Source organism: Streptomyces sp. NBC_01294, assembly GCF_035917235.1.
GTDB classification, from domain to species: domain Bacteria; phylum Actinomycetota; class Actinomycetes; order Streptomycetales; family Streptomycetaceae; genus Streptomyces; species Streptomyces caledonius.
In genome coordinates, this window is record NZ_CP108423.1 from 6891555 (window position 1) to 6916927 (window position 25373).

At 73.1% G+C, this 25373-nt stretch carries 23 protein-coding genes; 16 read left to right on the forward strand and 7 right to left on the reverse strand.

The window, feature by feature from the left end:
- Window positions 1-72: 72 nt before the first annotated feature.
- Complete coding sequence (locus tag OG534_RS31200) at window positions 73-1341, forward strand: IS256 family transposase (RefSeq protein WP_442807256.1); 1269 nt, start codon at window positions 73-75, stop codon at window positions 1339-1341.
- Window positions 1342-1967: 626 nt separating this feature from the next.
- Window positions 1968-2537 (forward strand): carbamoyltransferase N-terminal domain-containing protein, encoded by a 570-nt coding sequence (locus OG534_RS31205; RefSeq protein ID WP_326592487.1) that lies wholly within the window; start codon window positions 1968-1970, stop codon window positions 2535-2537.
- A gap of 317 nt (window positions 2538-2854) precedes the next feature.
- Here OG534_RS31205 and OG534_RS31210 read toward each other — a convergent pair whose 3' ends face one another.
- Window positions 2855-3733 carry an undecaprenyl-diphosphate phosphatase gene (locus tag OG534_RS31210; protein WP_326592488.1) on the reverse strand — a complete coding sequence of 293 codons (879 nt, stop codon included), beginning with the start codon at window positions 3731-3733 and terminating at the stop codon, window positions 2855-2857.
- Window positions 3734-3781: 48 nt separating this feature from the next.
- On the reverse strand, window positions 3782-4510 hold the full coding sequence (locus OG534_RS31215; protein WP_326592489.1) for a TVP38/TMEM64 family protein: 729 nt from the start codon (window positions 4508-4510) through the stop codon (window positions 3782-3784).
- Between the two features lie 49 nt (window positions 4511-4559).
- Here OG534_RS31215 and OG534_RS31220 point away from each other — a divergent pair, with 49 nt between their 5' ends.
- The 5 genes from OG534_RS31220 to OG534_RS31240 all read left to right on the forward strand — a co-directional run bounded on the left by OG534_RS31220 (window position 4560) and on the right by OG534_RS31240 (window position 9877).
- Window positions 4560-5297 (forward strand): DNA alkylation repair protein, encoded by a 738-nt coding sequence (locus OG534_RS31220; RefSeq protein WP_326592490.1) that lies wholly within the window; start codon window positions 4560-4562, stop codon window positions 5295-5297.
- A 110-nt stretch (window positions 5298-5407) separates the two neighbouring features.
- Entirely contained in the window at window positions 5408-6535 is a 1128-nt protein-coding gene (locus tag OG534_RS31225) for an endonuclease/exonuclease/phosphatase family protein (RefSeq protein WP_326592491.1), read from the forward strand.
- Window positions 6536-6841: 306 nt separating this feature from the next.
- Window positions 6842-8023, forward strand: coding sequence for an elongation factor Tu (gene tuf / locus OG534_RS31230; RefSeq protein ID WP_326592492.1), 1182 nt, complete (start codon window positions 6842-6844; stop codon window positions 8021-8023).
- A gap of 112 nt (window positions 8024-8135) precedes the next feature.
- Window positions 8136-8993 carry a patatin-like phospholipase family protein gene (locus OG534_RS31235; RefSeq protein ID WP_326592493.1) on the forward strand — a complete coding sequence of 286 codons (858 nt, stop codon included), beginning with the start codon at window positions 8136-8138 and terminating at the stop codon, window positions 8991-8993.
- A 92-nt stretch (window positions 8994-9085) separates the two neighbouring features.
- Complete coding sequence (locus OG534_RS31240) at window positions 9086-9877, forward strand: spermidine synthase (RefSeq protein WP_326593962.1); 792 nt, start codon at window positions 9086-9088, stop codon at window positions 9875-9877.
- A 162-nt stretch (window positions 9878-10039) separates the two neighbouring features.
- Here OG534_RS31240 and OG534_RS31245 read toward each other — a convergent pair whose 3' ends face one another.
- Entirely contained in the window at window positions 10040-11371 is a 1332-nt protein-coding gene (locus OG534_RS31245; protein WP_326592494.1) for an MFS transporter, read from the reverse strand.
- Window positions 11372-11439: 68 nt separating this feature from the next.
- Window positions 11440-12459, reverse strand: coding sequence for a hypothetical protein (locus OG534_RS31250; RefSeq protein ID WP_326592495.1), 1020 nt, complete (start codon window positions 12457-12459; stop codon window positions 11440-11442).
- Window positions 12460-12555: 96 nt separating this feature from the next.
- Between OG534_RS31250 and OG534_RS31255 the strand changes: the two genes are divergently transcribed.
- The 5 genes from OG534_RS31255 to OG534_RS31275 all read left to right on the forward strand — a co-directional run bounded on the left by OG534_RS31255 (window position 12556) and on the right by OG534_RS31275 (window position 17313).
- On the forward strand, window positions 12556-13014 hold the full coding sequence (locus OG534_RS31255; RefSeq protein WP_326592496.1) for a DUF4442 domain-containing protein: 459 nt from the start codon (window positions 12556-12558) through the stop codon (window positions 13012-13014).
- Window positions 13015-13080: 66 nt separating this feature from the next.
- Window positions 13081-13281: a type II toxin-antitoxin system VapB family antitoxin gene (locus OG534_RS31260; RefSeq protein WP_326593963.1), complete on the forward strand. Its 201-nt coding sequence runs from the start codon at window positions 13081-13083 to the stop codon at window positions 13279-13281.
- 144 nt (window positions 13282-13425) lie between these two features.
- Window positions 13426-15951 carry a beta-glucosidase family protein gene (locus tag OG534_RS31265; protein WP_326592497.1) on the forward strand — a complete coding sequence of 842 codons (2526 nt, stop codon included), beginning with the start codon at window positions 13426-13428 and terminating at the stop codon, window positions 15949-15951.
- 58 nt (window positions 15952-16009) lie between these two features.
- Window positions 16010-16702: a DedA family protein gene (locus OG534_RS31270; RefSeq protein ID WP_326592498.1), complete on the forward strand. Its 693-nt coding sequence runs from the start codon at window positions 16010-16012 to the stop codon at window positions 16700-16702.
- The gene (locus OG534_RS31275) at window positions 16699-17313 is read left to right on the forward strand and encodes an ankyrin repeat domain-containing protein (RefSeq protein WP_326592499.1); all 615 of its coding nucleotides are present in this window, start codon (window positions 16699-16701) and stop codon (window positions 17311-17313) included. Before OG534_RS31270 ends, OG534_RS31275 begins: the two co-directional genes overlap by 4 nt.
- On the opposite strand, the gene OG534_RS31280 is transcribed toward OG534_RS31275, so the two are convergent.
- Entirely contained in the window at window positions 17297-17842 is a 546-nt protein-coding gene (locus tag OG534_RS31280; protein ID WP_326592500.1) for a gamma carbonic anhydrase family protein, read from the reverse strand. The two genes, OG534_RS31275 and OG534_RS31280, sit on opposite strands and share 17 nt — an antisense overlap.
- 170 nt (window positions 17843-18012) lie before the next feature.
- On the opposite strand from OG534_RS31280, the gene OG534_RS31285 reads away from it, so the two are divergent.
- The gene (locus tag OG534_RS31285; RefSeq protein WP_326592501.1) at window positions 18013-18774 is read left to right on the forward strand and encodes an acyltransferase; all 762 of its coding nucleotides are present in this window, start codon (window positions 18013-18015) and stop codon (window positions 18772-18774) included.
- Window positions 18775-18878: 104 nt separating this feature from the next.
- Here the strand turns inward: OG534_RS31285 and OG534_RS31290 are convergent, their stop codons facing one another.
- Window positions 18879-19295, reverse strand: coding sequence for a CoA-binding protein (locus OG534_RS31290; RefSeq protein WP_326592502.1), 417 nt, complete (start codon window positions 19293-19295; stop codon window positions 18879-18881).
- A 618-nt stretch (window positions 19296-19913) separates the two neighbouring features.
- Between OG534_RS31290 and OG534_RS31295 the strand changes: the two genes are divergently transcribed.
- The 3 genes from OG534_RS31295 (at window position 19914) to OG534_RS31305 (ending at window position 24803) form a co-directional block, all read left to right on the forward strand.
- Window positions 19914-20540: a YigZ family protein gene (locus OG534_RS31295; RefSeq protein WP_326592503.1), complete on the forward strand. Its 627-nt coding sequence runs from the start codon at window positions 19914-19916 to the stop codon at window positions 20538-20540.
- Between the two features lie 85 nt (window positions 20541-20625).
- On the forward strand, window positions 20626-21795 hold the full coding sequence (locus OG534_RS31300) for an exonuclease SbcCD subunit D (protein ID WP_326592504.1): 1170 nt from the start codon (window positions 20626-20628) through the stop codon (window positions 21793-21795).
- Entirely contained in the window at window positions 21792-24803 is a 3012-nt protein-coding gene (locus OG534_RS31305) for an SMC family ATPase (RefSeq protein WP_326592505.1), read from the forward strand. Before OG534_RS31300 ends, OG534_RS31305 begins: the two co-directional genes overlap by 4 nt.
- Window positions 24804-24857: 54 nt before the next feature.
- Here OG534_RS31305 and OG534_RS31310 read toward each other — a convergent pair whose 3' ends face one another.
- A complete protein-coding gene (locus OG534_RS31310; RefSeq protein WP_326592506.1) occupies window positions 24858-25304 on the reverse strand; it encodes an Lrp/AsnC family transcriptional regulator in 447 nt (148 codons plus the stop codon).
- Window positions 25305-25373: the final 69 nt, after the last annotated feature.

Sequence of the window (25373 nt, forward strand, 5' to 3'; positions counted from 1 at the left end):
GTCCGTTTCGGGACTGTAAAAGAAACGGTGTAACTCCGATCATGGAGGATTGCACCTGTGACCAGCGAGAACATAGCCACGCCGTCTGAGGCGGAGGCCGCGTCGGCGGGCGTGGATGACCGGTTCCTGAACGAGCTCGTGGCCCGGGCTCAGGCCGAGGGCCTGCAGCTGACCGGTGAGGGCGGGCTGCTCCAGCAGCTGACGAAGCGGCTGCTGGAGTCCGCTCTCGAGGGCGAGATGACAGATCATCTCGGCTATGACCGGCACGATCCGGCCGGGAAGAACGGCGGCAACTCGAGGAACGGAAAACGCTCCAAGACAGTCGTCACGGACGTAGGGCCGGTCGAGATCGACGTGCCGCGGGACCGCGAGGGAGCGTTCGAGCCGCAGATCGTCAAGAAGCGTCAGCGCCGGCTGTCCGGCGTCGACGAGATGGTCCTGTCGCTCTCCGCGAAGGGCCTCACCCACGGCGAGATCTCCGCCCACCTGGCCGAGGTCTACGGAGCCGAGGTCTCCAAGCAGACCATCTCCACGATCACCGATTCGGTGATGGAGGGCATGGCCGAATGGCAGGCCCGCCCGCTCGACCGTGTCTATCCGGTCGTGTTCATCGACTGCATCAACGTGAAGATCCGCGACGGCCAGGTCGCCAACCGCCCCATCTATATGGCGTTGGCGGTCACGGCCGAAGGCCACCGCGACATCCTCGGCCTGTGGGCCGGCGGTGAGGGAGGCGAAGGCGCCAAGCACTGGCTCCGGGTCCTGACCGAGCTGAAGAACCGGGGCGTCGAGGACGTCCTCATGCTGGTCTGCGACGGGTTGAAGGGCCTGCCCGACGCGGTCGGCGAGGTCTGGCCCCAGACCGTCGTCCAGACCTGCGTCGTTCACCTGCTGCGAGCGTCGTTCCGCTATGCCGGCCGCCAGGACTGGGACAAGATCGCTAAAGCCCTCAAGCCTGTCTACACCGCTCCGACCGAAGACGCTGCCACCAGCCGGTTCCTCGAGTTCTGCGAGGAATGGGGCGGCAAATACCCGGCGATCGTGCGGTTGTGGGAGAACGCCTGGGCCGAATTCGTCCCGTTCCTGCAGTTCGACGCCGAGATCCGCCGGATCGTCTGCACCACGAACGCGATCGAGTCCGTCAACGCGAGGATCCGCCGGGCCGTCCGTGCCCGCGGCCACTTCCCCTCGGAGAACGCGGCCATGAAGTGCGTCTACCTCGCGGTGATGTCACTGGACCCGACCGGCGCCGGCCGCAAACGCTGGACCACCCGCTGGAAGCGGGCCCTCCAAGCCTTCGACATCGCCTTCGACGGACGCCTCACCAACAACCGAATCTGAGCCTACAAACCAACCCAGTTACACCGAAAACTTTACAGACCCTCTCTGGACATGCGGACGAGGGCAATGCGGTAGAGGGCTGAGTTGGCTCCGCGATTACCGCTGCGCGGGACGGCAACCAAGGCCCAGATCCGCGCCTTGGTTGCCGGGAAGGAGGCCGGCTGCACCGACGTACTCACCGTGGCCGGGCTCCCTGTCCCGGCCACGGCACGGGACTCGCCGAGGTGATGGTCGCGCTCGGCATCGCCTCCCAGACCAGCGGTGTGTGGTCCATGCCCGTCACGCTCCCGACCCCCGAAGACGAACTGCCACTTGCTCGCACGCGGATCTCCGGTCTGGCCCGCCTGCGGGCAGCACAGGGCCGCCCGCTCGAAGGCTGACGAGCGACCCAGTCGCTGGGTTGTATGCAGCAGGCGTACAGGCGCATGTGCGCCCTCGTGCATCGCGGGCCTCCGCTTCTGCAGTGGAGAACCCAGGCCTTGAGGAGGCTGCTGTGGCAAGGATCGTGGAGGGGAAACACCGGTCGCCGATCGGGGACGACGGGCACCAGCCGATTCGGCCCGTACCGCCGCCCCCTCCGCCCCCTTTGCTTCCACCCCTCCGCCTGCCTGGTCATCGAAGGGAAGGTGGTCGCCTTCGCCGAGGAGGAGCGCTTCTCCCGCCGCAAGCACCACAAGGACTCCCGCTCCTGCGCGGTGGCCGCGGCCTACTGCCTGTCCGAGGCCGGCATCACCCTGGCCGACGTTGACGAGATCGCCATCGCATTCAACCCGGCCTGGCCTACGCCGAGCAACATCTGCACGGACGCCGAGCTGATCGCCGAACTCCTCGCCCCCGCCCTGTTCGGCCACCACCGGCCCCGGCAGGTCACCGTGGTCGAGCACCACCTCGCGCACGCTGCCTCCGCCTTCCACCCCAGCGGCTTCGACGAGGCCGCCGTCCTGGTGGTCGACGGCTCCGGCGACGGCGTCTCCGCCACCCTCGCCCACGGTACCGCCGACGGACTGAAGGTCCTGCGCCAGTTCCCGTTCAGCCAGTCGCTGGGCTGGTTCTACGAGACCGTCGCCGAACACCTCGGACTCGGCAACTGGACCAGCTCCGGCAAGCTCATGGGCCTGGCCGACTACGGCAACCCCGACCGCTACACCCTCGACTTCCTCACCGCCCGCGCTGGCGGCTCGTCGAGAAGGAGCTGAGCGACGTCATCGTGACGGCCGCAGTGGCACTTGCCACCATCAGCCCGGACCCGGAGAAGGCGCTCGCCGGCCGTGTCCAGGGCCTGCTGGCGCGCCTCAGCCTCGACTGACCCGGGCCGGCCGCCACGCAGAAGGGCCCGCACGGACGTGCGGGCCCTTCTGCGTCATCCCCTACTTTGCGGACGCACACGTCCTAGTGGGGTGTATCCCGCCTCCCCGGTGGAAGATGAGTGGGAGACAAGTGGGAGATGATCATGGCGTGGTGCTGCAATCAGGCGCTAGGAAATGCTAGATAGCGCTACCTGTGTGGCCCGGTTTCAGCCGCCGGATTCACCCGCGTGCGGGCTCAGCACACCGGCTCCCACCAGCACGAACAGCAGGATGCCGAGCAGGATCCGGTAGATCACGAAGGGCATGAAGCTCTTCGTCGAGATGAACTTCATGAACCACGCGATCACGGCGTAGCCCACGAAGAAGGCGATGACCGTCGCGAAGACCGTCGGACCCCAGGAGATGTGACCCGGGTTCTCGACCACGTCCTTGATCTCGAACGCGCCCGAGGCCAGTACGGCCGGGATGGCGAGGAGGAAGGAGTAGCGCGCCGCGGCCTCGCGGGTGAAGCCCAGCAGCAGACCGCCGGAGATCGTCGCGCCGGAGCGGGAGACGCCCGGGATCAGGGCCATCGCCTGGCAGAGACCGAAGACCAGACCGTCCTTGACGCCCAGCTGCTGGAGCGTCTTGCGCTCGCGGATCGCCCGGTGCCGGCCGCCCTCCTCGTCGCGCGCGGCCAGCCGGTCGGCGATGCCCAGCACGATGCCCATCACGATGAGGGTGGTGGCCGTCAGCCGCAGGTCGCGGGCCGGGCCCACGATCGCGTCCTTGAAGACGAGGCCGAGCACACCGATCGGGATCGATCCGACGATCACCAGCCAGCCCATCTTCGCGTCCTGCTCGGAGCGGAGGGCCTTCGTGTACAGGGACCGGAACCAGGTGGAGACGATCCGTGCGATGTCCTTGCGGAAGTAGATCAGCACGGCGGCCTCGGTGCCGATCTGGGTGATGGCGGTGAAGGCCGCTCCCGGGTCGTGCCAGCCGGCGAACGCCGCGGTCAGCCGCAGGTGGGCGCTGGAGGAGATCGGGAGGAACTCCGTAAGCCCCTGGACGAGACCGAGGATTAGGGATTCGAACCAGCTCATGTCGGGGTGCGCTCGTCCTTGTGATCGTCGGGCAGTTCGCGTCCGATGCTAGGGCCCGTGCGAAGCGCCGCTGACCACAGGGGGGTGCTGGGGCGTCAGTTCGTACGTCGACGCACGGGTTCGAGCGGGTGCCAGACGGTGCCGCTTGCGCCAGGCGACGACTCCGGCGGCCGCCACGGAGACGACGATGAAGCCGAACGAGACGAGGAAGGCGGGCGATCCGGGGGAGGACGCGTTCGCTCCCGCGATCACGTACGCCGTCGTGTTCGGGACGACGCCGATCGCCGTGGCGAGGAGGAAGGGGCCCCAGCCGCAACGGGAGACCGCCGCGCCGTAGTTGGCCACCACGAAGGGCACGCCGGGGAAGAGCCGGACGGCGAGCATCGAGCGGAAGCCGTGCCGGCTGAGCTGGCCGTCGGCCGCCTCGAGCCAGCGCCCGCGCAGGAACGGACGCAAAGCGTCCTGGCCCATGATCCGCCCGAGGCCGAAGGCGATGGCGGCGCCGAGGACGGTGCCGCCGACCGCCGCGACGAGGCCGAACTGGGTGCCGAAGACGGCGCCCGCGGCCAGGTTGAGCAGGGGGCGCGGTACGAAGGCCGCCGAGCACACTCCGTACGCGGCTGCGAACAGCAGGACCGCCGTGCCCACCGGGAGGCCCGGGGGCCAGCCCTCCGAGAGGATGCGCTGGGGCTCGTACAGCAGCACGCACACGCCCGCCGCCGCGAGCAGCACGACGAGCAGCGACAGCCGGGTCCACGGCGCGAGGAGGAGGGACATCCCGGGAGACTAGCCGACCTATGCGGCGTCGCGCCGTAATCTGGACCTCATGCTGCCGAACGACCGGCGCCCCCCGAGGGTTCCGGAGAGCGCCCTCGCGGACACCCTGCTGGAGCGGCTGACCGGGACGTACGCGGCGGCCGCCGACCCCGTGCGGGCCCGGGCCATGGCCGCGTACATGAAGGACGTCGCACCCTTCCTCGGTATCCCCACCCCGCTGCGCCGGGACCTGTCCAAGAACGTGACCAAGGACACTCCCAAGCCGTCGGAGGCGGACTGCGCGGCGCTCGCGCTCCGCTGCTGGGGGCTCCCGGAGCGTGAGTACCAGTACTTCGCGGTGGACTACCTGCGCCGCCACGTCTCCCGGTGCTCCTCCGGCTTCCTGCCGGTGGCCCGGCACCTGATCGTCACCGTCCCCTGGTGGGACACCGTCGACCTGCTGGCCGCGCACACGGTCGGCTCGCTGGTGGCCGCCGACCCGCGGGCGGCGCAGGTGATGGACGGGTGGATCGAGGACGAGGACCTCTGGCTCGCCCGCACCGCCCTGCTCCACCAGCTGCGCTACAAGGAGGCCACCGACGCCGGGCGCCTCTTCGCCTACTGCCGCCGGCAGGCCGCCCACCCGGACTTCTTCCTGCGCAAGGCCATCGGCTGGGCCCTGCGGGAGTACGCGAAGACGGACCCGGACGCGGTCCGCGCCTTCGTCGAGGCCGAGCGCGGCTCCCTGTCGCCGCTGTCCGTGCGCGAGGCGCTCAAGAACCTCGCCCCCGTGCCCGGGCGGGACTGACGGGCGCTCGGCCGCACGGCCTACATCCGGATCGCCGCGTCGCGTCGGTCGCCCTAGGTTTCGGTGAAGGTGTGGGATTTCGCCCGCTTTTCGCCGAAAGGTCTGCCCGTATGCGTCGCATGCGTCGCCGTTGGTTCACCGCCGCCCTGTGTGCACTCGCGCTGTGCGCACCCGGGTCACTCACGCCGGCCTCGGCCGCCGAGGATCCCGGAAAGGCCGGCCAGGCCCGCTTGCGGGTCCTGACGCGTAACCTCTATCTGGGTGGCGACCTCGCACCCGTCCTCGCCGCGACCAGTCCGCAGGCGCTCGTCGCCGCCGTGACCGCCGTGTACGCGAACGTCCAGGCCACCAACTTCCCCGAGCGCGCCGGGGCGCTCGCCGACGAGATCGCCAAGAGCGGCCCCCACCTCGTGGGCCTGCAGGAAGCCGTCCTGTGGCGCAGCCAGACCCCCGCCGGACCGGGCAGCGCCACCCACGTCGAGTACGACTTCCTGCAGATCCTGCTCGACGCGCTCGCCGCCCGCGGCAAGCACTACGCGGCCGTGGCCAGCGTCGTCGTCGGCAGCGACTTCGAGGCCCCGCGCTCCACGCCGAGCGGCCTGCAGGACATCCGCCTCACCGACCGCGACGTGCTCCTGGCCCGTACCGACCTGCCCGCGGGCGTCTTCTCCGTGGCCAACGCGCAGGCCGCCACCTTCCAGAGCCACCTGCCCATCTGCCGCCCGGTCCTCGGCTGCCCGCCCAATCCGCCTCTCCAGGTCCGACGCGGCTGGGTCGCCGCCGACGCCACCCTGCGCGGCCACACCGCCCGGGTGGTGACCACCCACCTGGAGCCCGCCTCGCCCACCGTCCAGGAGGCACAGGCCGACGAACTGCTCGCCGGCCCGCTGAACACCACACTGCCCACCGTGCTCCTCGGCGACCTCAACTCCGCGGCCGGCGGCGTCGGCGCAACACCGGGCACCGCCACCCAGAGCCACAACAAGCTCCTGGCCGCGGGCTTCACGGACGGCTGGAGCCGCACCCGCCCCCGCAACCCCGGCTTCACCTGCTGCCAGGCCCCGGACCTGCGCAACCTCACCTCCAGCCTCAGCCAGCGCATCGACTACGTGCTCCACCGCGGCAAGATCACCGCAGTGGCGACCGACCGACTGGGCGAGTCCCGGGCCGACCGCACCCCGTCGGGCCTGTGGCCCTCCGACCACGCGGGTGTCAGGAGCGTGCTGCGACTGCGGTGAGCGGCGAACCGGGCCCCGTGACCTGACGGTTCGGGCGCCCGAGGCATCGGCACGCCCGCGGAAAACCATTCGACGGTCCGGGACCGGTTCGGCAGGATCAGGGGCATGTCCCGGTTCGCCTTCCCCGCAGCGCCGTCCGCAGTCGCGGACGCGCCGAAGGCTGCCGTGTTCGCAGAAGCACCCCTCTTCGCCGCATTCGACGGCGCACGAAGCTGACCCTTCCCGGATCGTCCGGCGGACCCCGCAGGGGGAGGGTCGGCTCGGTTCAGGGGTCCCGTTCCAGCTTCGAGACACGGGAAAAGAATCATGGCCAAGACGGCCTTCGTGCGCACCAAGCCGCACCTCAACATCGGCACCATGGGTCACGTCGACCACGGCAAGACCACCCTCACCGCCGCCATCACCAAGGTCCTCGCCGGGCGCGGCGGCGCCTCCTTCGTGCCGTTCGACCGCATCGACCGGGCGCCCGAGGAGGCCCGGCGCGGGATCACCATCAACCTCACGCACGTCGAGTACGAGACCGACACCCGGCACTACGCCCACGTGGACATGCCCGGTCACGCGGACTACATCAAGAACATGGTCACGGGGGCCGCGCAGCTCGACGGGGCGATCCTCGTCGTCTCCGCGCTCGACGGGGTCATGCCACAAACCGCCGAGCACGTGCTGCTCGCCCGGCAGGTCGGCGTCGACCACATCGTGGTGGCGCTCAACAAGGCCGACGCCGGGGACCCCGAGCTGACCGACCTGGTCGAGCTGGAGGTCCGCGAGCTGCTCACCGCGCACGGATACGGCGGTGACGGCGCGCCGGTCGTCCGCGTCTCCGGGCTCGGGGCGCTGGAGGGCGACCCGCGGTGGACCGGGGCGATCGAGGCGCTGCTGGACGCGGTGGACACGTACGTGCCGACGCCGGTGCGGTACACGGACGCGCCGTTCCTGCTGCCGGTGGAGAACGTACTGACCATCACCGGCCGCGGGACCGTCGTGACCGGCGCCGTCGAGCGCGGCAGCGTACGCCTCGGCGACCGCGTCGCGATCCTGGGCGCCGACGGCGAGCCGGCCGAGACGGTCGTCACCGGCCTGGAGACCTTCGGCAAGCCGATGGAGTCCGCCGAGGCCGGGGACAACGTCGCACTGCTGCTGCGCGGGGTGCCGCGCGACGGCGTGCGCCGCGGGCACGTGGTGGCCGCTCCCGGCAGCGTGACGCCGAAGCGGCGCTTCCGGGCGCAGGTGTACGTGCTCTCCGGGCGCGAGGGCGGCCGTACGACGCCGGTCGCCACCGGCTACCGCCCGCAGTTCTACATCCGCACCGCCGACGTGGTCGGGGACGTGGACCTGGGGGAGGCCGGCGCGGCCCGGCCGGGCGAGACGGTCACGATGACCGTCGAGCTCGGGCGGGACGTCCCGCTGGAGTCCGGCCTCGGTTTCGCGATCCGCGAGGGCGGGCGGACCGTCGGCGCCGGGACGGTGACGGCCGTACTCGGGTGACCCGGGTCTGACCCGGACCGAATCCGACCCGGACCCCTCTGTGGTGACGGCGGAGCTGCTGCGTCAGACTGCCGTCACCACAGGCATGCGCGGGACAGAGGGGTGGACGGCGATGGGCGGCGACACGGCACTGGTGCTGGGCGGCGGGGGACTCACCGGCATCGGCTGGGAGTGCGGCATCCTGTACGGGCTCGCCCGCGCGGGTGTCGACCTCACCACCGCCGACCTCGTCATCGGCACCTCGGCCGGCTCGGTGGTCGGCGCCCAGCTCACCTCCGGACGGCTCTCCGTCCAGGAGCTGTACGAACGCCAGCTCGGCGCCGCCACCGGGGAGCACGCCGCGAAACTGGGGGCGGGCGTCATCGCCCGGTACGCCGTCGCGATGGCCCGCTCCCGCAACGCGACGGCCTACCGCCGGCGGGTCGGCGCCATGGCACTGGCCGCCGACACCGGGGCGGAGGCGCAGCGGCGCGAGGTGCTGGCGGCCCGGCTGGTCTCGCACGAATGGCCCGAGCGCCGGTTCGTGGTCACGGCCGTGGACGCGCTCACCGGTGAGCCGGCCGACTTCGACCGGGACAGCGGCGCCGGGCTCGTCGACGCGGTCTCCGCGAGCTGCGCGGTGCCCGGGGTCTGGCCGCCGGTGACGGTCGGCGGACGAAGGTTCATCGACGGCGGCGTCCGCTCCGCCACCAACGCCGACCTCGCCGCCGGCCACGAACGCGTCGTGATCATCGCGCCGATCTCGCTCGGATCCGGACTCGTCCCCTCACCGGCCGCGCAGGCCGCACGGCTGCGGGAGGCCGGCGCGCGCGTGCTGCTCATCACCCCGTCGGCGGCCGCCCGCAAGGTCTTCGGGCGCAACGTACTGGACCCCGCCCGGCGCGACCCGGCCGCGCGGGCCGGCCTGGCGCAGGCCGCGGAGCACGTCGCCGAGGCCGCCGAGGTCTGGTCGGACGGGGCGGCCCGGTAGGGGGAGCCGCCGGACGTCTGGCGGACAATGGAGCGGTGAGCGACGAACAGATCCCGGTCGTCCGGGACGTGGGCCAGGGCACCGCCAAGCTGATGCCGGACGTCGACGGCGAACGGGCCTGGCTGCTGACCGTCGACGGGGCCCCGCAGTCGTACGTGGACCTGGACGATCCGCAGCACCTGGAATTCGAGTACGCACGCCGCCTCGGGCACGTCCTGGACTGCGCGGCGGAGCCGGGGCTCTCGCTGGACCTCCTGCACCTGGGCGGCGGCGCGCTCACCCTGCCGCGGTACGCCGCGGCGACCCGGGCCGGCTCCCGGCAGACCGTCGTCGAGTTCGACGCGGGCCTGGTCGAGCTGGTCGCCGAACACCTGCCGCTGCCGGAGGGGTCCGGGATCACGGTGCACACCGCCGACGCCCGGGCCTGGCTGGAGGCGGCGCCCGCGGCGAGCGCGGACGTGGTGGTGGCCGACGTGTTCGGGGGCTCGCGGGTGCCGGCGCAGCTGACGTCGGTGGAGTACGCGCGGGCGGCCGCGCGGGTGCTGCGGCCCGGGGGGCTGTACGCGGCGAATCTGGCCGACGGGGCGCCGTTCGGCTTCCTGCGGGCGCAGGTGGCGAACTTCGCGGAGGCGTTCGGGGAGTTGGCGCTGATCGCGGAACCGGCCGTGCTGCGGGGGAGGCGGTTCGGGAACGCGCTGCTCCTGGCCTCCGATGGAGAGCTTCCGGTGGCTGCGTTGGCTCGGCGGTGCGCGGCCGATGCGTTTCCCGCCAGGGTGGAGTACGGGGACGGGGTGGTGCGGTTCATGAAGGGGGCGGTGCCGGTGGCTGACGCGGACGCGGTGGCCTCGCCGGCTCCGCCGGAGGGGGCGTTCAGCCTGGGGTGAGCAGCTTGGCGGGCGCGCCGCTTCCCGGGGCGCTGCCCCGGACCCCGCGCCTCAAACGCCGGCGGGGCTGAAGGACCCTGGGGCTCCGCCCCGGACCCCGCGCCTCAAACGCCGGCAGGGCTGGAAGGGCGCCTCAAACGCCGGCGGGGCTGGAAGAGTGCCTCAAACGCCGGCGGGGCTGGAGTTGGTGGGGCTGGTGGGGCTGGACGGGGTCGGGCTGGGGAAGGTGGGGGTGGTGGTTTTGGTGTGGGGGGCGCGGGTCATGCGGCGGACGTCCGGGACCAGGAGGACCAGGGCGGTGACCAGGACGACCAGGGCCGCGCAGCCCCACAGGGCCGTGGTGCGGCCGAAGGCCGATTCGGCCGGGCCGGCCAGGGCGGTGGCCAGCGGGAGCATCGACACCGAGCCGAACCAGTCGTAGGCGGAGACCCGGGAGAACTTCTCCTCCGGGATCTCCTGGTGCATCGTGGTCATCCAGTTCACGCCGAAGACCTCGATCGCGGCTCCGCTGACGAACATCACCACGCACAGCCCCCACACGGGCAGCGGCACGGCCAGGCCCGCCGACGGCAGCGCCAGCGGGAACACGCACAGGGTGCCGACCAGGAGCAGCCGGCGCGGCTTCCACGCCATCATCAGGAAGGCCCCGGCGATGGTGCCGACCCCGAAGAAGGCCAGGGCCAGGCCCCAGGGTGCCGGCCCGCCCAACCGGTCCCGGGCGACCAGCGGTCCGTAGACCGCGTCCGCGGCGCCGACGACCGCGACGACGACGGAGAACTGGAGCACGATGCTCCACAGCCAGGGGCGGGTACGGACCTCCACCCAGCCCTCGCGCAGGTCGGCCAGCAGGCCGCCGCCGGGGGCCCGGTCGGTGACGTGGCTGACGTCGAGGAAGGCGCGCAGGGCACCCGCGATCGCGAACGCGGCCGCGTCCACGGCCAGCACCCAGCCGGGTCCCATCGCGGCGATCATCGCGCCGCCGAGGGCCGCGCCGCCGATGCCGGCGCCGTTCATCGCCATGCGGAAGAGCGCGAAGGCGCGGTTGGCGTGTTCGCCGGAGACCGTGGACAGCAGCATGCCCTCGGCCGCGGGATTGAAGAAGGCCGTTCCGGTGCCGCACAGCGCGGTCAGCAGCATCATCTGCCACAGCTGCGGGTCGCCGGCGAGGACGAGCACGGCGAAGGCGGCCTGCGAGACGCAGTTCAGGGCGTTGGCCGCGACCATCACGTGGTGGCGCGGCAACCGGTCGGCCATGGCGCCGCCGACGAGGAGGAAGAGGACGAGCGGCAGGGTGCGGGCGGCGGCGACCAGGCCGACGTCGCCGCCGGATCCGCCGGCCTCCAGGACCGCGAAGGCGGCCGCGATGAGCGCTCCGTGACTGCCGAGGTTCGTGACCACCGCCGCGCCCGTCAGCAGGGTGTAGTTGCGGCCGGCCCAGGCGGGTCGGCGACGGCGTGCGGGTGACCCGGGCGGTGCGGCGAAGGGAGAACTCACCCCCGGACTATCCCCGCCCCGGGCCGAGAATCCAAACGGATTGCCGGCCCGGGCGACGGACGTGGTGATCAGCCGGTGGAGAGCCGGATGGAGCTGAGGATCTTGTCGGAGACGTCGGTCGGAACTTCTTCCTTCACGCCCGCCGCAGTGATCATGGCGAAACTGGCGAAGTCACCGACGGCGTTCTTGAAGGCGAAGCCGACCGCCTTGCCGTCGGTGGAGCACTTGTGCTCCTTCTTCACGTTCGGAGCGGTGGCGACCACCATGTGGCCCTTGAGGCCGGAGGTGGTCGTGAACTCCTTGGGATCGGTCACCTTGACCGTGCCCTTGGGTTCCTTCTGGGCGAATCCCGCCCAGACCCACGTGCCGGTGTTGTCGGTCGCCGCCTGGCCGGTGTCCTTGGCGCCCTGGGCACCCTTGACACCGGCGTCCGCGATCGAGAACTTCTCGAGGCTGCCGTCGGCCTCCTTGTCGACCGTGCACCACTCCTGCTTGAAGGTGGCGGTCCCGGACATCGTGATGACGGGCTTGCCGTCGTTCTTGACCTCGTCGTCGTAGAAGAGGACCACGCCGGACTCGTTGACGTTCCACTCGGGCGGCACGTCGTAGGCGACGCCGTACTTCGTGTTGACGACGACCTTCCAGCCCGGGATGACGGGCTTCGCGTCGCCGCCGGCCCGCGGGTTGGGGCTGGTCCCGGCCGGGGCGGGCTCACTGGAGGCCGGCGGCGCGGAGGAGGCCGGCGGCTTGTCGTTGGCCTCGGTCTTCTTGTCGTCCCGGGTCAGGACGAACGCGCCGGTTCCGGCGGCCGCCACGACGACCGCGGCCGCCGCGACGATGGCGACGGTCTTGGTGGAGTACGGGCTCCCGCCGCCCTGGGGCTGCTGGGGCGCCTGGGGCGGACCCCACGGCTGGCCGGGAGCGCCCTGAGGCTGCTGGTACGCCGACTGCTGCGGGTATCCGTAACCGGGCTGCTGCTGGTACGGGTTCGGCTGCCCCGGCTGTCCCGGCTGCTGCTGGTACGGGTTCTGATGCGCGTCCTGAGGGTTCTGTTCGCCCCCGGGCGGCTGCTGCTGTCCTGGCCACATGGCCGGTAACGATAGTGGGAGCGGCCCCCGGGAGCCACGGCCGCCCCCGTGGGAGCTCTGGCCAAGGGGGTCTACTCGCGGGTAACATCGCCGTCCATGAGCGCAGATCAGATGAACGTGGGCGAACTGCTCGCCGCGACCGTGCCGATGGCCCGGACCCTGAACCTCCAGTTCCTGGAGACCACCCCCGAGCGCGCGGTCGTCCGGCTTCCGGACCAGCCCGACTTCCACAACCACGTCGGCGGCCCGCACGCCGGCGCCATGTTCACCCTCGCCGAGTCCGCGAGCGGCGCGATCGTCCTGGCCGCCTTCGGCGACCAGCTCTCGCGCGCCGTGCCCCTCGCCGTGAAGGCCGAGATCGGCTACAAGAAGCTCGCCAAGGGCGTCGTCACCGCCACCGCCACCCTCGGCCGCCCCGCGGCGGAGGTCATCGCCGAACTCGACGCCGGCGGCCGCCCCGAGTTCCCCGTCACCATCGCCATCCAGCGCGAGGACGAGGCCGTCACGGGCGAGATGACCGTCGTCTGGACGCTGCGCCCCAACCAGACGGCTTGAGTCAAGGACTGCGGCCACGGGCCGGCACCCCCTAGAGTCCGTCACACGACGATGGAGGGAGCGCCCGTGGCCAAGGTCAACATCAGCCTCGATGCCGAGCTCGTGGTGGAGGTGATGGTGCTCGCCGGCGTCGGCTCGCCGCAGGACGCGGTGGAAGCCGTCGTACGGGACTACATCGCGCGCGGGCACCGCACCGAGGCGCGCGTGCAGCGCCAGGACGAGCTCAAGCGCACCGCCGACAGCGTGCCCCCGCTGCCGGAGGGCTGAACCTGGGCTCCCCGGTGGCGCGTCCCGGCGGGCACCCGCGGGCGCGCGGCGCACAGTGGGCGCGGGAGCGGTCCGGCGCGGGGCCGCTCCCGCCGACCCTCCCCCAGACTCCGTCCGGGGGTGCCCCCAGCGCAGGGAGCGCCCATGAACGAGGCCGTGTCCAGACGTTCCGCGATGCGGCTGATCGGAGCGGCAGGCGTGGTGGGCGGGGCCCTCGGGGCAGGCGCCTGCGCCCCCACCGTGCCCCCGGGCGCGGGACTCCGCTCGACGGCCCCCGCCGCACCGGCCGACGCCGAGCCCGGGGGCGCGAACCGGATCGACGCCCTGCTGGAGCGGCTCACCCTCGACGAGAAGACCGCCCTGCTGCACGGCGCCCGGGACCCCGCCTCCCTCGGGCAGGCCGGCTATCTGCCCGGCGTACCGCGCCTGGGCATCCCGGCGCTGCGCCTCGCCGACGGGTCCGCCGGCGTGCGGGTCACCGAAACCGCCACCGCGCTGCCCGCACCGGTCCTGCTCGCCTCCGCCTTCGACCCGGCGCTGGCCCGCGAGTACGGGCGGGTCGTCGGCCGAGAGGGCCGGGCGCTCGGCCAGGACGTCGTGCTGTCGCCGATGGCCAACCTCATCCGCACCCCGTACGCCGGCCGGAACTTCGAGGCCTTCGCCGAGGACCCGCGCCTGACCGCCGACCTGGTGGGCGAGATGGTCCGCGGGATCCAGGAAGAGGGCCTCATCGCCACGGTCAAGCACTTCGCCCTCAACAACCAGGAACACGGCCGCGACACCGTCGACGTGATCGCCGCCGAGCAGACCCTGCACGAGACCGAGCTACGGGGCTTCGAGGCCGCCGTGGCCGCCGGAGCGGGCGCCGTGATGGGCGCGTACAACAGGGTCAACGGCGTCCACGCCTGCGAGAACAAGCCGCTGCTCGACGAACTGCTGCGCGGGAGCTGGGGGTTCGACGGCTGGGTGATGTCCGACTGGGACGCCGCCCACAGCACCGTCGCGGCCATCGGCGCCGGCCTCGACATGGAGATGCCCGGCGGCACCCACTTCGGCCGGCCGCTGCGCGAGGCGGTGCGCGGCGGGACCGTGCCGGAGGCCGCCGTCGACCTCGCCGTCCACCGGATCCTGACCACCATGGACCGCTTCGGGCTGCTCGCGGCCCGGCCCGCCGCCCGGCCCCCGCGCAACGCCGCCGCCGGGGCCCGGGTCGCCCGCAAGGTGGCCGCCGCCGGGGCCGTGCTGCTGCGCAACGAACACGGCACCCTGCCCCTGAGCGGCGCCGCCGCCCGCTCGATCGCGGTGATCGGTCCCACTGGCCAGGTCCCCTTCGTCGGCGGCGGGGGCAGCGCGCACGTGGTCCCCGACGGGGCGCCCGCCCCGCTCTCCGCCATCCGGCAGCGGGCCGGGAACGGCTCCACCGTGCGCTACGCCCTCGGCGAGGACCTGTACGGGCGACCGCTCCCGGCGACGCTGCTGACCCCGGCCGCCGACCTGGACCACCGGGTCGTGGCCCCCGGGCGCGGCTGGCGTCACGAGGGCGAATTCCGCCTGGCGGCGGACGACGAGTGGACCCTGCTCGTCCACTACACCGGGCAGCGGCCCGGCGTGCGCCTCGACGGCGAGGAGCTGTTCCCCGTCCGCCAGGGCATCACCGAGCACTACGCGGGCGGACTGCTGGGCTCCGCACCCGACGGTATGGCCGTCCGCCGCCGCACCCTCGCCCTGAAGGCGGGCACCCACCGGCTCGCCGTGACCGCCGCGGGCGGGGACAAGGGGCAGCGCTTCCGGCTGCGGCACATCACCGGTGCGATCCGGGCCGCGGACCTCGCCGAGGCGGTGAAGACCGCGAAGTCGGCCCGCAGCGTGGTCCTGTTCGCCTACGAGGACGCCACCGAGGGCAGGGACCGGACCTCGCTGGCGCTCCCGGGCGGGCAGGAGCGGCTGATCGAGGCGGTGGCCGCCGCGAACCCCCGTACGACGGTCGTGCTCAACACCTCCTCCGGTACGACGATGCCGTGGCTCTCCCGTACCGGCGCGGTCCTCCAGATGTACTACCCGGGCCAGGAGGGCGCGGGAGCCACCGCCGACCTCCTCTTCGGGGACGTGGACCCGGGGGGCCGGCTCACCCAGACCTTCCCGGCCGACGAGCGGGCGACGCCGGTCGGCGGCGACCCGCGGCGCTACCCGGGCGTGGGCGGCCGCCAGGAGTACTCCGAGGGGATCCACGTCGGCCACCGCTGGTACGACGCCCAGCACGTCACCCCGCTGTTCCCGTTCGGGCACGGGCTCTCGTACACGACCTGGCACTACGAGGGGCTCGCCGTCCGGCCGGGCGGCGCCCGTGGACAACGGGGCTCACTGCGGGTGGAGTTCACCGTCCGCAACACCGGCCGCCGCAAGGGCACCGAAGTGGCCCAGGTGTACGTCGGCCCGTCCCCCGAGCTGCAGCTCGACCAGCCGGTGCGCGCGCTCGCCGGCTACCGGCGGCTCACCCTGGCACCGGGCCAGGCGCAGCGGGTCACCGTCGACGTCGACGCCCGGGCCCTGTCGTCCTGGGACCCCGAGCGGCACGCCTGGGTGCTGGGCACCGGCCGCCGGGAGGTCTTCGCGGGCCGTTCGTCGCGCGACCTGCCGCTGAGGTCAAAGGTCGTGGTGGCGAGCCGATAGGCTGCCCGTTCGGCGTGTCACAGGGGGCGCGCCGGGGACGACTCGGGAGGACGAACCGGTGCACATCCAGGAATGGCTGGAGACGATTCCGGCGGTCAGCATCTATCTCCTGGTGGGACTGGTCATCGGGCTGGAGAGCCTCGGCATCCCGCTGCCGGGAGAGATCATCCTGGTCAGCTCGGCTCTGCTGGCCTCGCAGCACGGGGAGATCGACCCCGTGGTCCTGGGGCTCTGCGCGATCACCGGGGCGATCGTGGGCGACTCGATCGGCTACGCGATCGGACGCCGCGGCGGCAAGCCCCTGCTGGAGCGGCTGGGACGGCGCTTCCCGAAGCACTTCGGGCCGGACCAGGTGGCGCTGGCGGAACGCTCCTTCGAGAAGTGGGGCATGTGGGCCGTCTTCTTCGGGCGGTTCGTGGCGCTCCTGCGGATCTTCGCCGGGCCGCTGGCGGGCGTGCTGCACATGCCGTACTGGCGCTTCCTGATCGCCAACATCCTCGGCGGGATCCTCTGGGCGGGCGGCACCACCGCCGTCATCTACTCGGTCGGGATCGTCGCGGAGCCGTGGCTGAAGCGGTTCTCCTGGCTGGCGCTGGGGCTCGCCGTGGTGTTCGGGCTCGCGGTGACGCTGGTGGTGCGCAGCCGGATGAAGAAGGCGGCCGAGGCGGTCCGCACGGAGACGGCGGATGCGGCACCGGACGCCGGGGCGGCGCTCCCGGAGCCCGTCGAGGCGGCCCGCACCCGCGCATGACGGAGCTCATACCGGCGGCGCGGGCCGGGGACGCCGCGCGCGTGGCCGAGCTGCTGGCCGCCGGCACCGCGCCGGACGAGCGGAGCCCGGAGGGGCGCACCGCGTTCGACCTCGCGGTGGACGCCGGGCACGCCGAGGTCGTCCGGCTGCTCCTGGAGGCCGGCGCCGACCCGATGGCGGACGCGGGCCCCTACCACGAGCTGGACGCGATGGCCCTGGCGGCCATGCGCGGTCATACCGCCGTGGTCGCGGTGCTCCTTGACGCGGGGGGCGACCCGAACCGAAAGTGCGGCAGGCCGGAGTACCCGGCGCTCCTCCTCGCGGCCACATCCAGCCCCGGACACCCGGAGACGGTTGACTTCCTGCTGGACCGCGGCGCGGACCTGGAGGCGGCCTTCAAGGGCCACACCACGCTCGCCTGGGCGGCCGGTTTCGCGCAGCTGGACATGGTGCAGCACCTCCTCGCACGGGGCGCCGCAGTCAGTCCCCCGCTCGTGCGGTTCGTCCGGCAGACGAGCGCGGCCGCGTCGGACGGGAGACGGCACGAGGCCGTCCTCGAAGCCCTCCGGCTCGCGGCCTGGAGACAGGTGAGGGCTACGCCTCCGGAGTGAGCGGGGCGCTGTGCTGCTTGGCCAGGTCCACGTACATCAGGGCGTTGACCTTGATGCCCTCGCGCTCCTCGTCGGTCAGCTCGCGGCGCACCTTGGCGGGCACGCCCGCGACGAGCGAGCCGGGCGGCACGACCATGCCCTGCGGGACCAGCGCCTGCGCGGCCACCAGGGAACCGGCGCCGATCACCGCGCCGTTGAGCACGGTCGCGCCCATGCCGATCAGGCAGTCGTCCTCGACCGTGCAGCCGTGCACGACGGCGTTGTGCCCGATGGAGACGCGCTCGCCGATCGAGACCGGGAAGCCAGGGTCCACGTGGACCGTGCAGTTGTCCTGCACGTTGCTGTCGGCGCCGAGCGTGATCGGGCCGCAGTCGGCGCGCAGCACCGCCGAGTACCAGATGCTCGCGCCGGCGGCGAGGGTCACCTCGCCGACCACGACCGAGGTGGGAGCCGTGAAGGCCGTCGGGTCGATGTCCGGGTTCTTGCCGCCGACACCCGCCACGAATGCCTGGGCCGCCTGGTGCGTCATGTTCTCTTCCTCTGTCGTCGTGGTCCGCCGTACGTGTCGTACGCCGTACGTCGTCCGGGTGCCGCGCGCTAACGGCACCGTAGGGCACGCGGCCCGCCGCACCGGCGATGGGGTGAAGATCACAGGATCGTGGTCCGGACGACCGGGGTCCGGCGCACTACCGTGGCCGGGTGCCGAAGAAACAGAACACGTTCTCATCTCTGACGGCCCTGCGCCGCCGGCTGGCGAGCCGCGTGGTCCACACCGGCTGGCGCTGGATGCAGCAGGCCGGTGCGGTCACCGCGCAGACCCCGGGGCGGCTGCGGTTCGGCGCGATCGGGCACGGCACCCGGCTCGCCTTCCCGCAGGGCACGATCTTCAACGAGTCGTGGATCCGGCTCGGCGGGCACTGCATCATCGGCGAGCAGGTCACCCTCACCGCCGGGATGATGCCGGACCTCGACCTGGGCGCGGAGCCGATGCTGGTGCTCGGCGACGGGGTGGTCATCGGACGCGGCAGCCATGTCATCGCCGACGCCCGGATCACGATCGGGGCGAACACGTTCTGCGGTCCCGGGGTCTACATCACGTCCACGAACCACAGCTACGACGACCCGCACGAGCCCGTCGGCCGGCAGTGGCCGCGCAACGCGCCGGTGGAGATCGGCCCGGGGTGCTGGCTCGGCACAGGCGCGGTGATCCTGCCGGGGGCCCGGCTCGGCCGCAACGTCGTGGTGGCCGCGGGGGCCGTCGTACGGGGCGAGGTGCCGGACCACGCCGTGGTGGCGGGGGCGCCGGCGCGCATCGTACGGCGCTGGCAGCCGGAGACGGGCTGGCAGCCGCCGCTGCGTACGCCGACGCCGGTGCCGATCCCCGATGGGATGACCCCGGAGCAGCTGCGCGGGCTGGCCGAGCTCACGGAGGCCGAGCTGGCGGAGGCCGAGCAGGCGTAGGGACGGTCGGCCCGCGACCAGGAGAACCGTTCCGGCCGGGGCCAGGCCGGCGCGCCGGCCTGGCCCCGGCCGCGCACAGCGGCGCGGTCGCGGGGCAGGGGTGGCTAGGACACGGCCTGGAGCGCGGGGATCTCGATCGCCGGGCAGCGGTCCATGACCATCGCCAGGCCGGCCTCGCGGGTGCGGTCGAAGGCTGCTTCGTCGATCACGCCGAGCTGGAACCAGACGGCGTCGGCGCCGATGGCGGCCGCCTGGTCGGCCACCGGTCCGGCCAGTTCGCTGTTCACGAAGACGTCCACCACGTCCACCTTGAACGGGATCTCCTCCAGCGAGGCGTACCCGGGCTCACCGTGCACCGTCTCGGCCTTCGGGTGTACGGGGATCACGCGCTTGCCGAACTGCTGCAGCACGCGGGCCACCCCGTAGGCCGCCCGGTCCCTGTTGTTCGAGAGGCCCACCACGGCCCAGGTGTCGCCGAGCTCGGTGAGGATCTTGCGGATGGTTGCCGGATCGCCGTACACGCGCGCCGCCTCCTGATGTTCTCGTCTGCTGTCATGTCTGCCGCTTCGCACTGCCGCTTCGCACCGTTGCCTCGGACGGTCGGCTCGGACCGGTGCTTCCGCTGCCGCTCTGTCGCTCTGCCGCGTCAACGGAAAAGACACATGCCCGATTCCCCGTGGACTCCTCAGGGCTCCAACGCGTCGAATCCTCGCCGGGGGAGATCACGGTGCGCAGAGTGCGGCACCGGACTCGCCTCGCGGGCCTCCTGTGCATCGCCCATGCTGAGGAGGAGGGCGCTGTCGGCCCGGGACTTGTCCTTGAAAGGGCCGAATGGGGGCGGCTGAGAGGAGGAAGTCATGCGTATGAGAAGAATGCCGGGGCTCGCCTTGGCTGCAGCCACCCTGGCCGGCGCGAGCGCGGTCGGTGCTGTCAGCGCTCAGGCCGCCGCGTCTCCGACCATCACCAGGGGAGGAGTGCGCGGCCGCGGGTGGACAGGTCAAGGACAACCCGTACAGGGAATCCACCTGCACGTTGCCTGACGGGAGTCAGCAGTCGATCACGTGATGGCCTCGGCCGCGACCAGTCTGCTCGCCTTGCGGTCGGCCGGCCCGTCCTCGACCACGGATTAGGGTGGGGCGGTGAAGGCAGACCAGTACGTGACGGTGGCCCGTGAGGGCGTGCACGAGTCGGAGATCAACCGCTCGCGCTTCCTGTGCTCGCTCGCGCCCGCCGCGACCGAGCAGGAGGCGCAGGAGTTCGTCGCGCGCATCCGCAAGGAGCACCCCACCGCCACGCACAACTGCTTCGCCTACGTCATCGGCGCCGACGCCTCCGTCCAGAAGGCCAGCGACGACGGCGAGCCCGGCGGCACCGCCGGGGTCCCCATGCTGCAGATGCTCATGCGCCGCGACATCCGCTACGCGGTCGCCGTGGTCACCCGCTACTACGGCGGTGTGAAGCTCGGTGCCGGCGGGCTGATCAGGGCCTACGGCGGGGTCGTCGGGGAGGCCCTCGACGAGCTCGGCACCGTCACCCGGCGCCGCTACCGGCTGGCCACCGTCACCGTCGACCACCAGCGGGCCGGCAAGACCCAGAACGATCTGCGCGCCACCGGCCGGATCGTGGTGGACCTGCGCTACGGGTCCGCGGTGGAGATCGAGGTCGCCCTCCCGGAGGCGGACCTGCCCGCCTTCGAGGCCTGGCTCGCCGACAGCACGGCGGGCAGCGCCGTCCTCACCCTCGGCGGAGAGACGTACGCGCCTTGAGGGACCTCGGGGACGGGTTAGCGTAGAGGGGTTCAGCGAGCGGGAGACGACCAGGGGGAGACGGCATGTGCGGCGGGGCCGGCGAGTGAAGTTCCTGCACACCTCCGACTGGCACCTCGGCCGTGCCTTCCACCGCGTGAACCTCCTCGGCGCCCAGGCGGCCTTCGTCGACCACCTCGTCGAGACCGTCCGCGAGCGCGAGGTCGACGCCGTCCTCGTCGCGGGTGACGTCTACGACCGGGCCGTGCCCCCGCTGCCCGCCGTCGACCTGTACGACCGGGCCCTGCACCGGCTCGCCGACCTCGGCGTGCCCACCGTGATGATCTCCGGCAACCACGATTCCGCCCGCCGGCTCGGGGTCGGCGCCGGGCTGATCGACCGGGCCGGGATCCACCTGCGCACCGACCCGGCCGGCTGCGCCGACCCGGTGGTGCTGGCCGACGTACACGGCGAGGTGGCGCTCTACGGGCTGCCGTACCTGGAACCGGCGCTGGTCAAGGACGAGTTCGGCGCGGAGAAGGTCAGCCACGAGGCGGTCCTCGGCGCGGCCATGGACCGGATCCGGGCCGACCTGGCCACCCGCCCGCCCGGCACCCGCTCCATCGTCCTGGCGCACGCCTTCGTCACCGGCGGGCAGGCCAGCGACAGCGAGCGCGACATCACCGTCGGCGGGGTCGAGGCCGTGCCCGCCTCCGTCTTCGACGGGGTGGACTACGCCGCCCTCGGCCACCTCCACGGCTGCCAGACGATCAACGACCGGGTCCGCTACTCCGGTTCCCCGCTCGCCTACTCCTTCTCGGAAGTCCACCACCGCAAGACGATGTGGCTGATCGAGCTGGGGGCGCAGGGGGAGATCGCCGGCGCCGAGCGGATCGGCACTCCTGTGCCGCGGGCCCTCGCGCGGCTGCGCGGACGCCTCGACGACCTGCTGGACGACCCGGCGCACGCCGTGCACGAGGACGCCTGGGTGGAGGCCACCCTCACCGACGCCGTCCGCCCCGACGACCCCATGGCCCGGCTCGCCGTCCGCTTCCCGCACACCCTGAGCCTCGCCTTCGACCCCGAGGGCCGCGAGGAGGAGGACGGGGCCTCCTACGCCCAGCGCCTGCGGGGCCGCAGCGACCAGCAGATCGCCGAGGACTTCGTCGCCCACGTGCGCGGCGGCGGTCACGCGAACGAGGCCGAACGGGCCGTGCTGCAGGGCGCCTTCGACGACGTACGGGCCGACGACAGCCGTCAGGAGACCCACCGATGAGGCTGCACCGGCTCAAGGTCACCGCCTTCGGGCCGTTCGCCGAGCCCCAGGAGATCGACTTCGACGCGCTGTCCGGCGCCGGGATCTTCCTGCTGCACGGACCCACCGGTGCGGGGAAGACCTCCGTGCTCGACGCCGTCTGCTACGCGCTCTACGGGTCCGTCCCCGGCCCCCGCCAGGCCCCCGGCACCAGCCTGCGCAGCGACCACGCCTCCACCGGCACCCCGACCGAGGTCACCCTCGAACTCACCGCGGGCGGCCGCCGCCTGGAGATCACCCGGCGCCCCGAACAGGAGCGCCCGAAGAAGCGCGGCACCGGAACGACCAGGGACAAGGCCCAGAGCCGGCTGCGGGAGCACACCGGCGCGGGCTGGGAGGCGCTGAGCCGCTCCCACCAGGAGATCGGCGAGGAGCTCGAGCAGCTGCTCGGGATGAGCCGTGAGCAGTTCTGCCAGGTCGTGCTCCTGCCGCAGGGGGAGTTCGCGAAGTTTCTGCGGGCCGACGAGGCGGCCCGCGGCCGGCTCCTCGGCCGGCTCTTCGACACCCGCCGCTTCGCCGCCGTCGAGACCCTGCTCGGGGAGCGCCGCCGGGCCGCCGAGGCCAAGGTCCGGGCCGGCGACGAGATGGTGCTGCACACCGCGCAGCGGCTCGCCCAGGCCGCCGGGGACAGTGCCGACCTGCGGGCCTGGCCGCTGCCCGCACACCAGCCGGGAGACCCCGGGCTCGCCTCGGCCGTCCGGGCCTGGGCGGCCGTCGCCCGGTGCTCGGCCCGGGAGCGGCTGGACGTCGCCGAGTACGCGCTGGCCGCGGTCGAGAGCAGGCACGCCGCCGCCCGGCGGGCCGCCGAGGACGCGCGGGAGCTCGACCGGCTCCAGCGCAGGCACGCGGAGACCACCCGGCGGGCCGCCCTGCTCGCCGAGGCCGGGCCCGAGCGCGAAAGGGTGCGCGGCCTGCTGGACCGGGCCCGGCGGGGCGCCCTGGTGGCCCCCGCACTGGAACTGCGCGGAGCGGCCTCCGCCGCGCACCTCGCCGCCGCGCACGCCGAGACCGCCGCGCGGGCGGAGCTGCCGCTCCCGCTGAAGGAGGCGGGCACCGAACAGCTGGCCGCCGTCGAGCAGCGGCTGCGCGAGGACCTGGGCGCGCTGGGCGCCGCCCACCGGGCCGAGCAGCGCAGCGCCGAGATCGGCCGCGAGCGCGCCGACCTGGAACGGGAGTCCCGGGCCGCCGAGGAGCAGCACCAGGAGTCCGCCGAGTGGCTGGAGCGCTGGGAGGCGACCCGGACCGCGCTGCAGGACCGCCTGGACGCCGCCCAGCAGGCCGCGACCCTGGCCGAGCAGCTCGCGGGCCGGCTGGAACCGGCCCGGATGCACCTGAAGGCCGCCCGCCGGCGGGACGAGCTCGCGGCCGAGGCGGACCGCGCCGCGGCCGAACTGCTCACCCTGCGCGAGGAGTCGACGGCCGCCCGGGAGCGCTGGCTGGAGCTCAAGGAGGCCCGGCTGCGCGGCATCGCCGCCGAGCTCGCCGAGGCACTGGTGGCGGGGGAGGCCTGCACCGTGTGCGGGTCCGCGCAGCACCCGGCCCCGGCCCGCCCGGCCCCCGGCCACGTGGACCGCGCGGCCGAGGACGCCGCCCACGCGCTCTTCGAACAGGCGGAGCGGGCCCGGGCCGCCGTCGAGAGCCGGCTCGCCGCCGCCCAGGAGGCCCGCGCCGAGGCCGCGGCTGCCGCCGGGGACGCCACCACCGGCGAACTCCTCGCCCTCACCTCGGACCTCAGCGCCCGGCACGCCGCCGCCCACGCCGCGGCCGCCGGGCTGCACGCCGCCCGGGAGCAGCTCGCCCGGGCCGAGCGGGAGCACGCCGCGCGCAGCGCCGACCGGCAGGGCGCCGAGACCCGGGCCGCCGCCCGGGCCTCGCGCCGTGAGGGCCTGGACCGGGAACAGGCCGGGCTGGAGGCCGAGCTCGCCCTGGTGCGGGACGGCGCGCCCACGGTCGCGGCCCGCGCCCGGACCCTGGAGGACCGGGTCCGGATGGTCTCGGCCGCCGCCGTCTCGCTGCGCCGGGCCGAGAGCACCGCCGGCCGGCTCAAGGAGGCCGACGACCAGCTCGCCGACGCCGCCTTCAAGGCGGGCTTCGACACGATCGAGGACGCCGCCGACGCGGTGCTCCCCGAGTACGAACGCACCGCGCTCCAACACCGGCTGGACGCCTGGCAGACGGAGGAGGCCCTGCTGGCGGACCGCCGCGGCGAAACCGGCACCGCCGAAGCGGCAGCCCTGCCTCCGGCCGCACCGGATGCGGCCGGGGCGTACGAGGTCTCGGCCGCGGCGAAGCTTCGTACGGCAGGGTCGGCGGCCGACGCGGCCCGGGTGCGCTGCACGGAGCTGGACCGGCTCTCCCGGCAGGCGGAGCAGGAACTGCGCGCGCTCGGCCCGCTGCGGGAGGACTACGACCGGGTCGCCCGGCTGGCCGGACTCACCGCGGGCACCTCCGCCGACAACGAGCGCAAGATGCGCCTGGAGGCCTACGTCCTGGCCGCACGCCTGGAGCAGGTGGCCGCCGCCGCGACGGTACGGCTGCTGCGCATGTCGGGCGGCCGCTACACCCTGGTCCACTCCGACGCGCGCGCGAGCGGACGGGGGCGCTCCGGCCTCGGACTGCACGTGGTCGACGCCTGGACCGGCAGCGAGCGCGACACCGCCACCCTGTCGGGCGGCGAGACCTTCTTCGCCTCGCTCGCCCTCGCGCTGGGCCTCGCCGACGTGGTCACCGACGAGGCGGGCGGCATGCGCCTGGACACCCTCTTCATCGACGAGGGCTTCGGCAGCCTCGACGACCAGGCGCTGGACGAGGTGCTCGACGTCCTGGACTCGCTGCGCGAGCGGGACCGCAGCGTCGGCATCGTCAGCCACGTCGCCGACCTGCGGACCCGGGTCCAGGCCCAGCTGGAGATCGTCAAGCAGCGCGGCGGCTCCGTGGTGCGCCACCGGACGGCGGCGTTCACGGACTGAGGTCCTCCAGGGGCGACGCTCAGGGCTGTCAGGGCGGGCGCTCAGGGCTGGCGCTCAGGGGCTGAGCGGCCTGCGGGGCAGTGGGGAGGAGTAGACGATGCTCGTCGTCACCGGCCCGAGGCCCGCGATCCGGCCCGTGACTTCCTCCAGGTGTGCCATCGAACGCGCCGCGACCTTGAGCACGAAACAGTCGTCGCCGGTGACATGGTGGGCCTCCAGGATCTCCGAGGTGGCGTCCAGGAAGTCGTGGAACGGCTTGTAGTTGCCGTGCGGATAGCGCAACCGCACCAGGGCGAGGATCGACTTCCCGAGCTTCTCCGGGTCCACCACCGCCGTGTAGCCGGTGATGATGCCGACCTCCTCCAGCCTGCGGACCCGCTCGGTGACGGCGCTCGCGGACATGGACACGGAGCGGGCGAGCTCGGTGAAGCTGGCGCGCCCGTCCCGCTGGAGGGCTTCGAGGATCCGCCAGTCGGTGGCGTCAGGGGAATAGTCGGTCATGTGTCAGGACTAGCAGGGAAATCCCCGGCCGGACAAGAGAAAGGCCGGGGAAAGTCACTTCCGGCGATG

Excerpts from the sequence above, each read along its gene's own strand:
- OG534_RS31265 (WP_326592497.1), top strand. The coding sequence starts at position 13,426 with ATGAACGAGGCCGTGTCCAGACGTTCCGCGATGCGGCTGATCGGAGCG.
- tuf (WP_326592492.1), top strand. The coding sequence starts at position 6,842 with ATGGCCAAGACGGCCTTCGTGCGCACCAAGCCGCACCTCAACATCGGC.
- OG534_RS31310 (WP_326592506.1), bottom strand. The coding sequence starts at position 25,304 with ATGACCGACTATTCCCCTGACGCCACCGACTGGCGGATCCTCGAAGCC.
- OG534_RS31275 (WP_326592499.1), top strand. The coding sequence starts at position 16,699 with ATGACGGAGCTCATACCGGCGGCGCGGGCCGGGGACGCCGCGCGCGTG.
- OG534_RS31225 (WP_326592491.1), top strand. The coding sequence starts at position 5,408 with ATGCGTCGCATGCGTCGCCGTTGGTTCACCGCCGCCCTGTGTGCACTC.
- OG534_RS31305 (WP_326592505.1), top strand. The coding sequence starts at position 21,792 with ATGAGGCTGCACCGGCTCAAGGTCACCGCCTTCGGGCCGTTCGCCGAG.
- OG534_RS31210 (WP_326592488.1), bottom strand. The coding sequence starts at position 3,733 with ATGAGCTGGTTCGAATCCCTAATCCTCGGTCTCGTCCAGGGGCTTACG.
- OG534_RS31235 (WP_326592493.1), top strand. The coding sequence starts at position 8,136 with ATGGGCGGCGACACGGCACTGGTGCTGGGCGGCGGGGGACTCACCGGC.
- OG534_RS31255 (WP_326592496.1), top strand. The coding sequence starts at position 12,556 with ATGAGCGCAGATCAGATGAACGTGGGCGAACTGCTCGCCGCGACCGTG.
- OG534_RS31215 (WP_326592489.1), bottom strand. The coding sequence starts at position 4,510 with ATGTCCCTCCTCCTCGCGCCGTGGACCCGGCTGTCGCTGCTCGTCGTG.
- OG534_RS31240 (WP_326593962.1), top strand. The coding sequence starts at position 9,086 with ATGCCGGACGTCGACGGCGAACGGGCCTGGCTGCTGACCGTCGACGGG.
- OG534_RS31250 (WP_326592495.1), bottom strand. The coding sequence starts at position 12,459 with ATGTGGCCAGGACAGCAGCAGCCGCCCGGGGGCGAACAGAACCCTCAG.
- OG534_RS31220 (WP_326592490.1), top strand. The coding sequence starts at position 4,560 with ATGCTGCCGAACGACCGGCGCCCCCCGAGGGTTCCGGAGAGCGCCCTC.
- OG534_RS31280 (WP_326592500.1), bottom strand. The coding sequence starts at position 17,842 with ATGACGCACCAGGCGGCCCAGGCATTCGTGGCGGGTGTCGGCGGCAAG.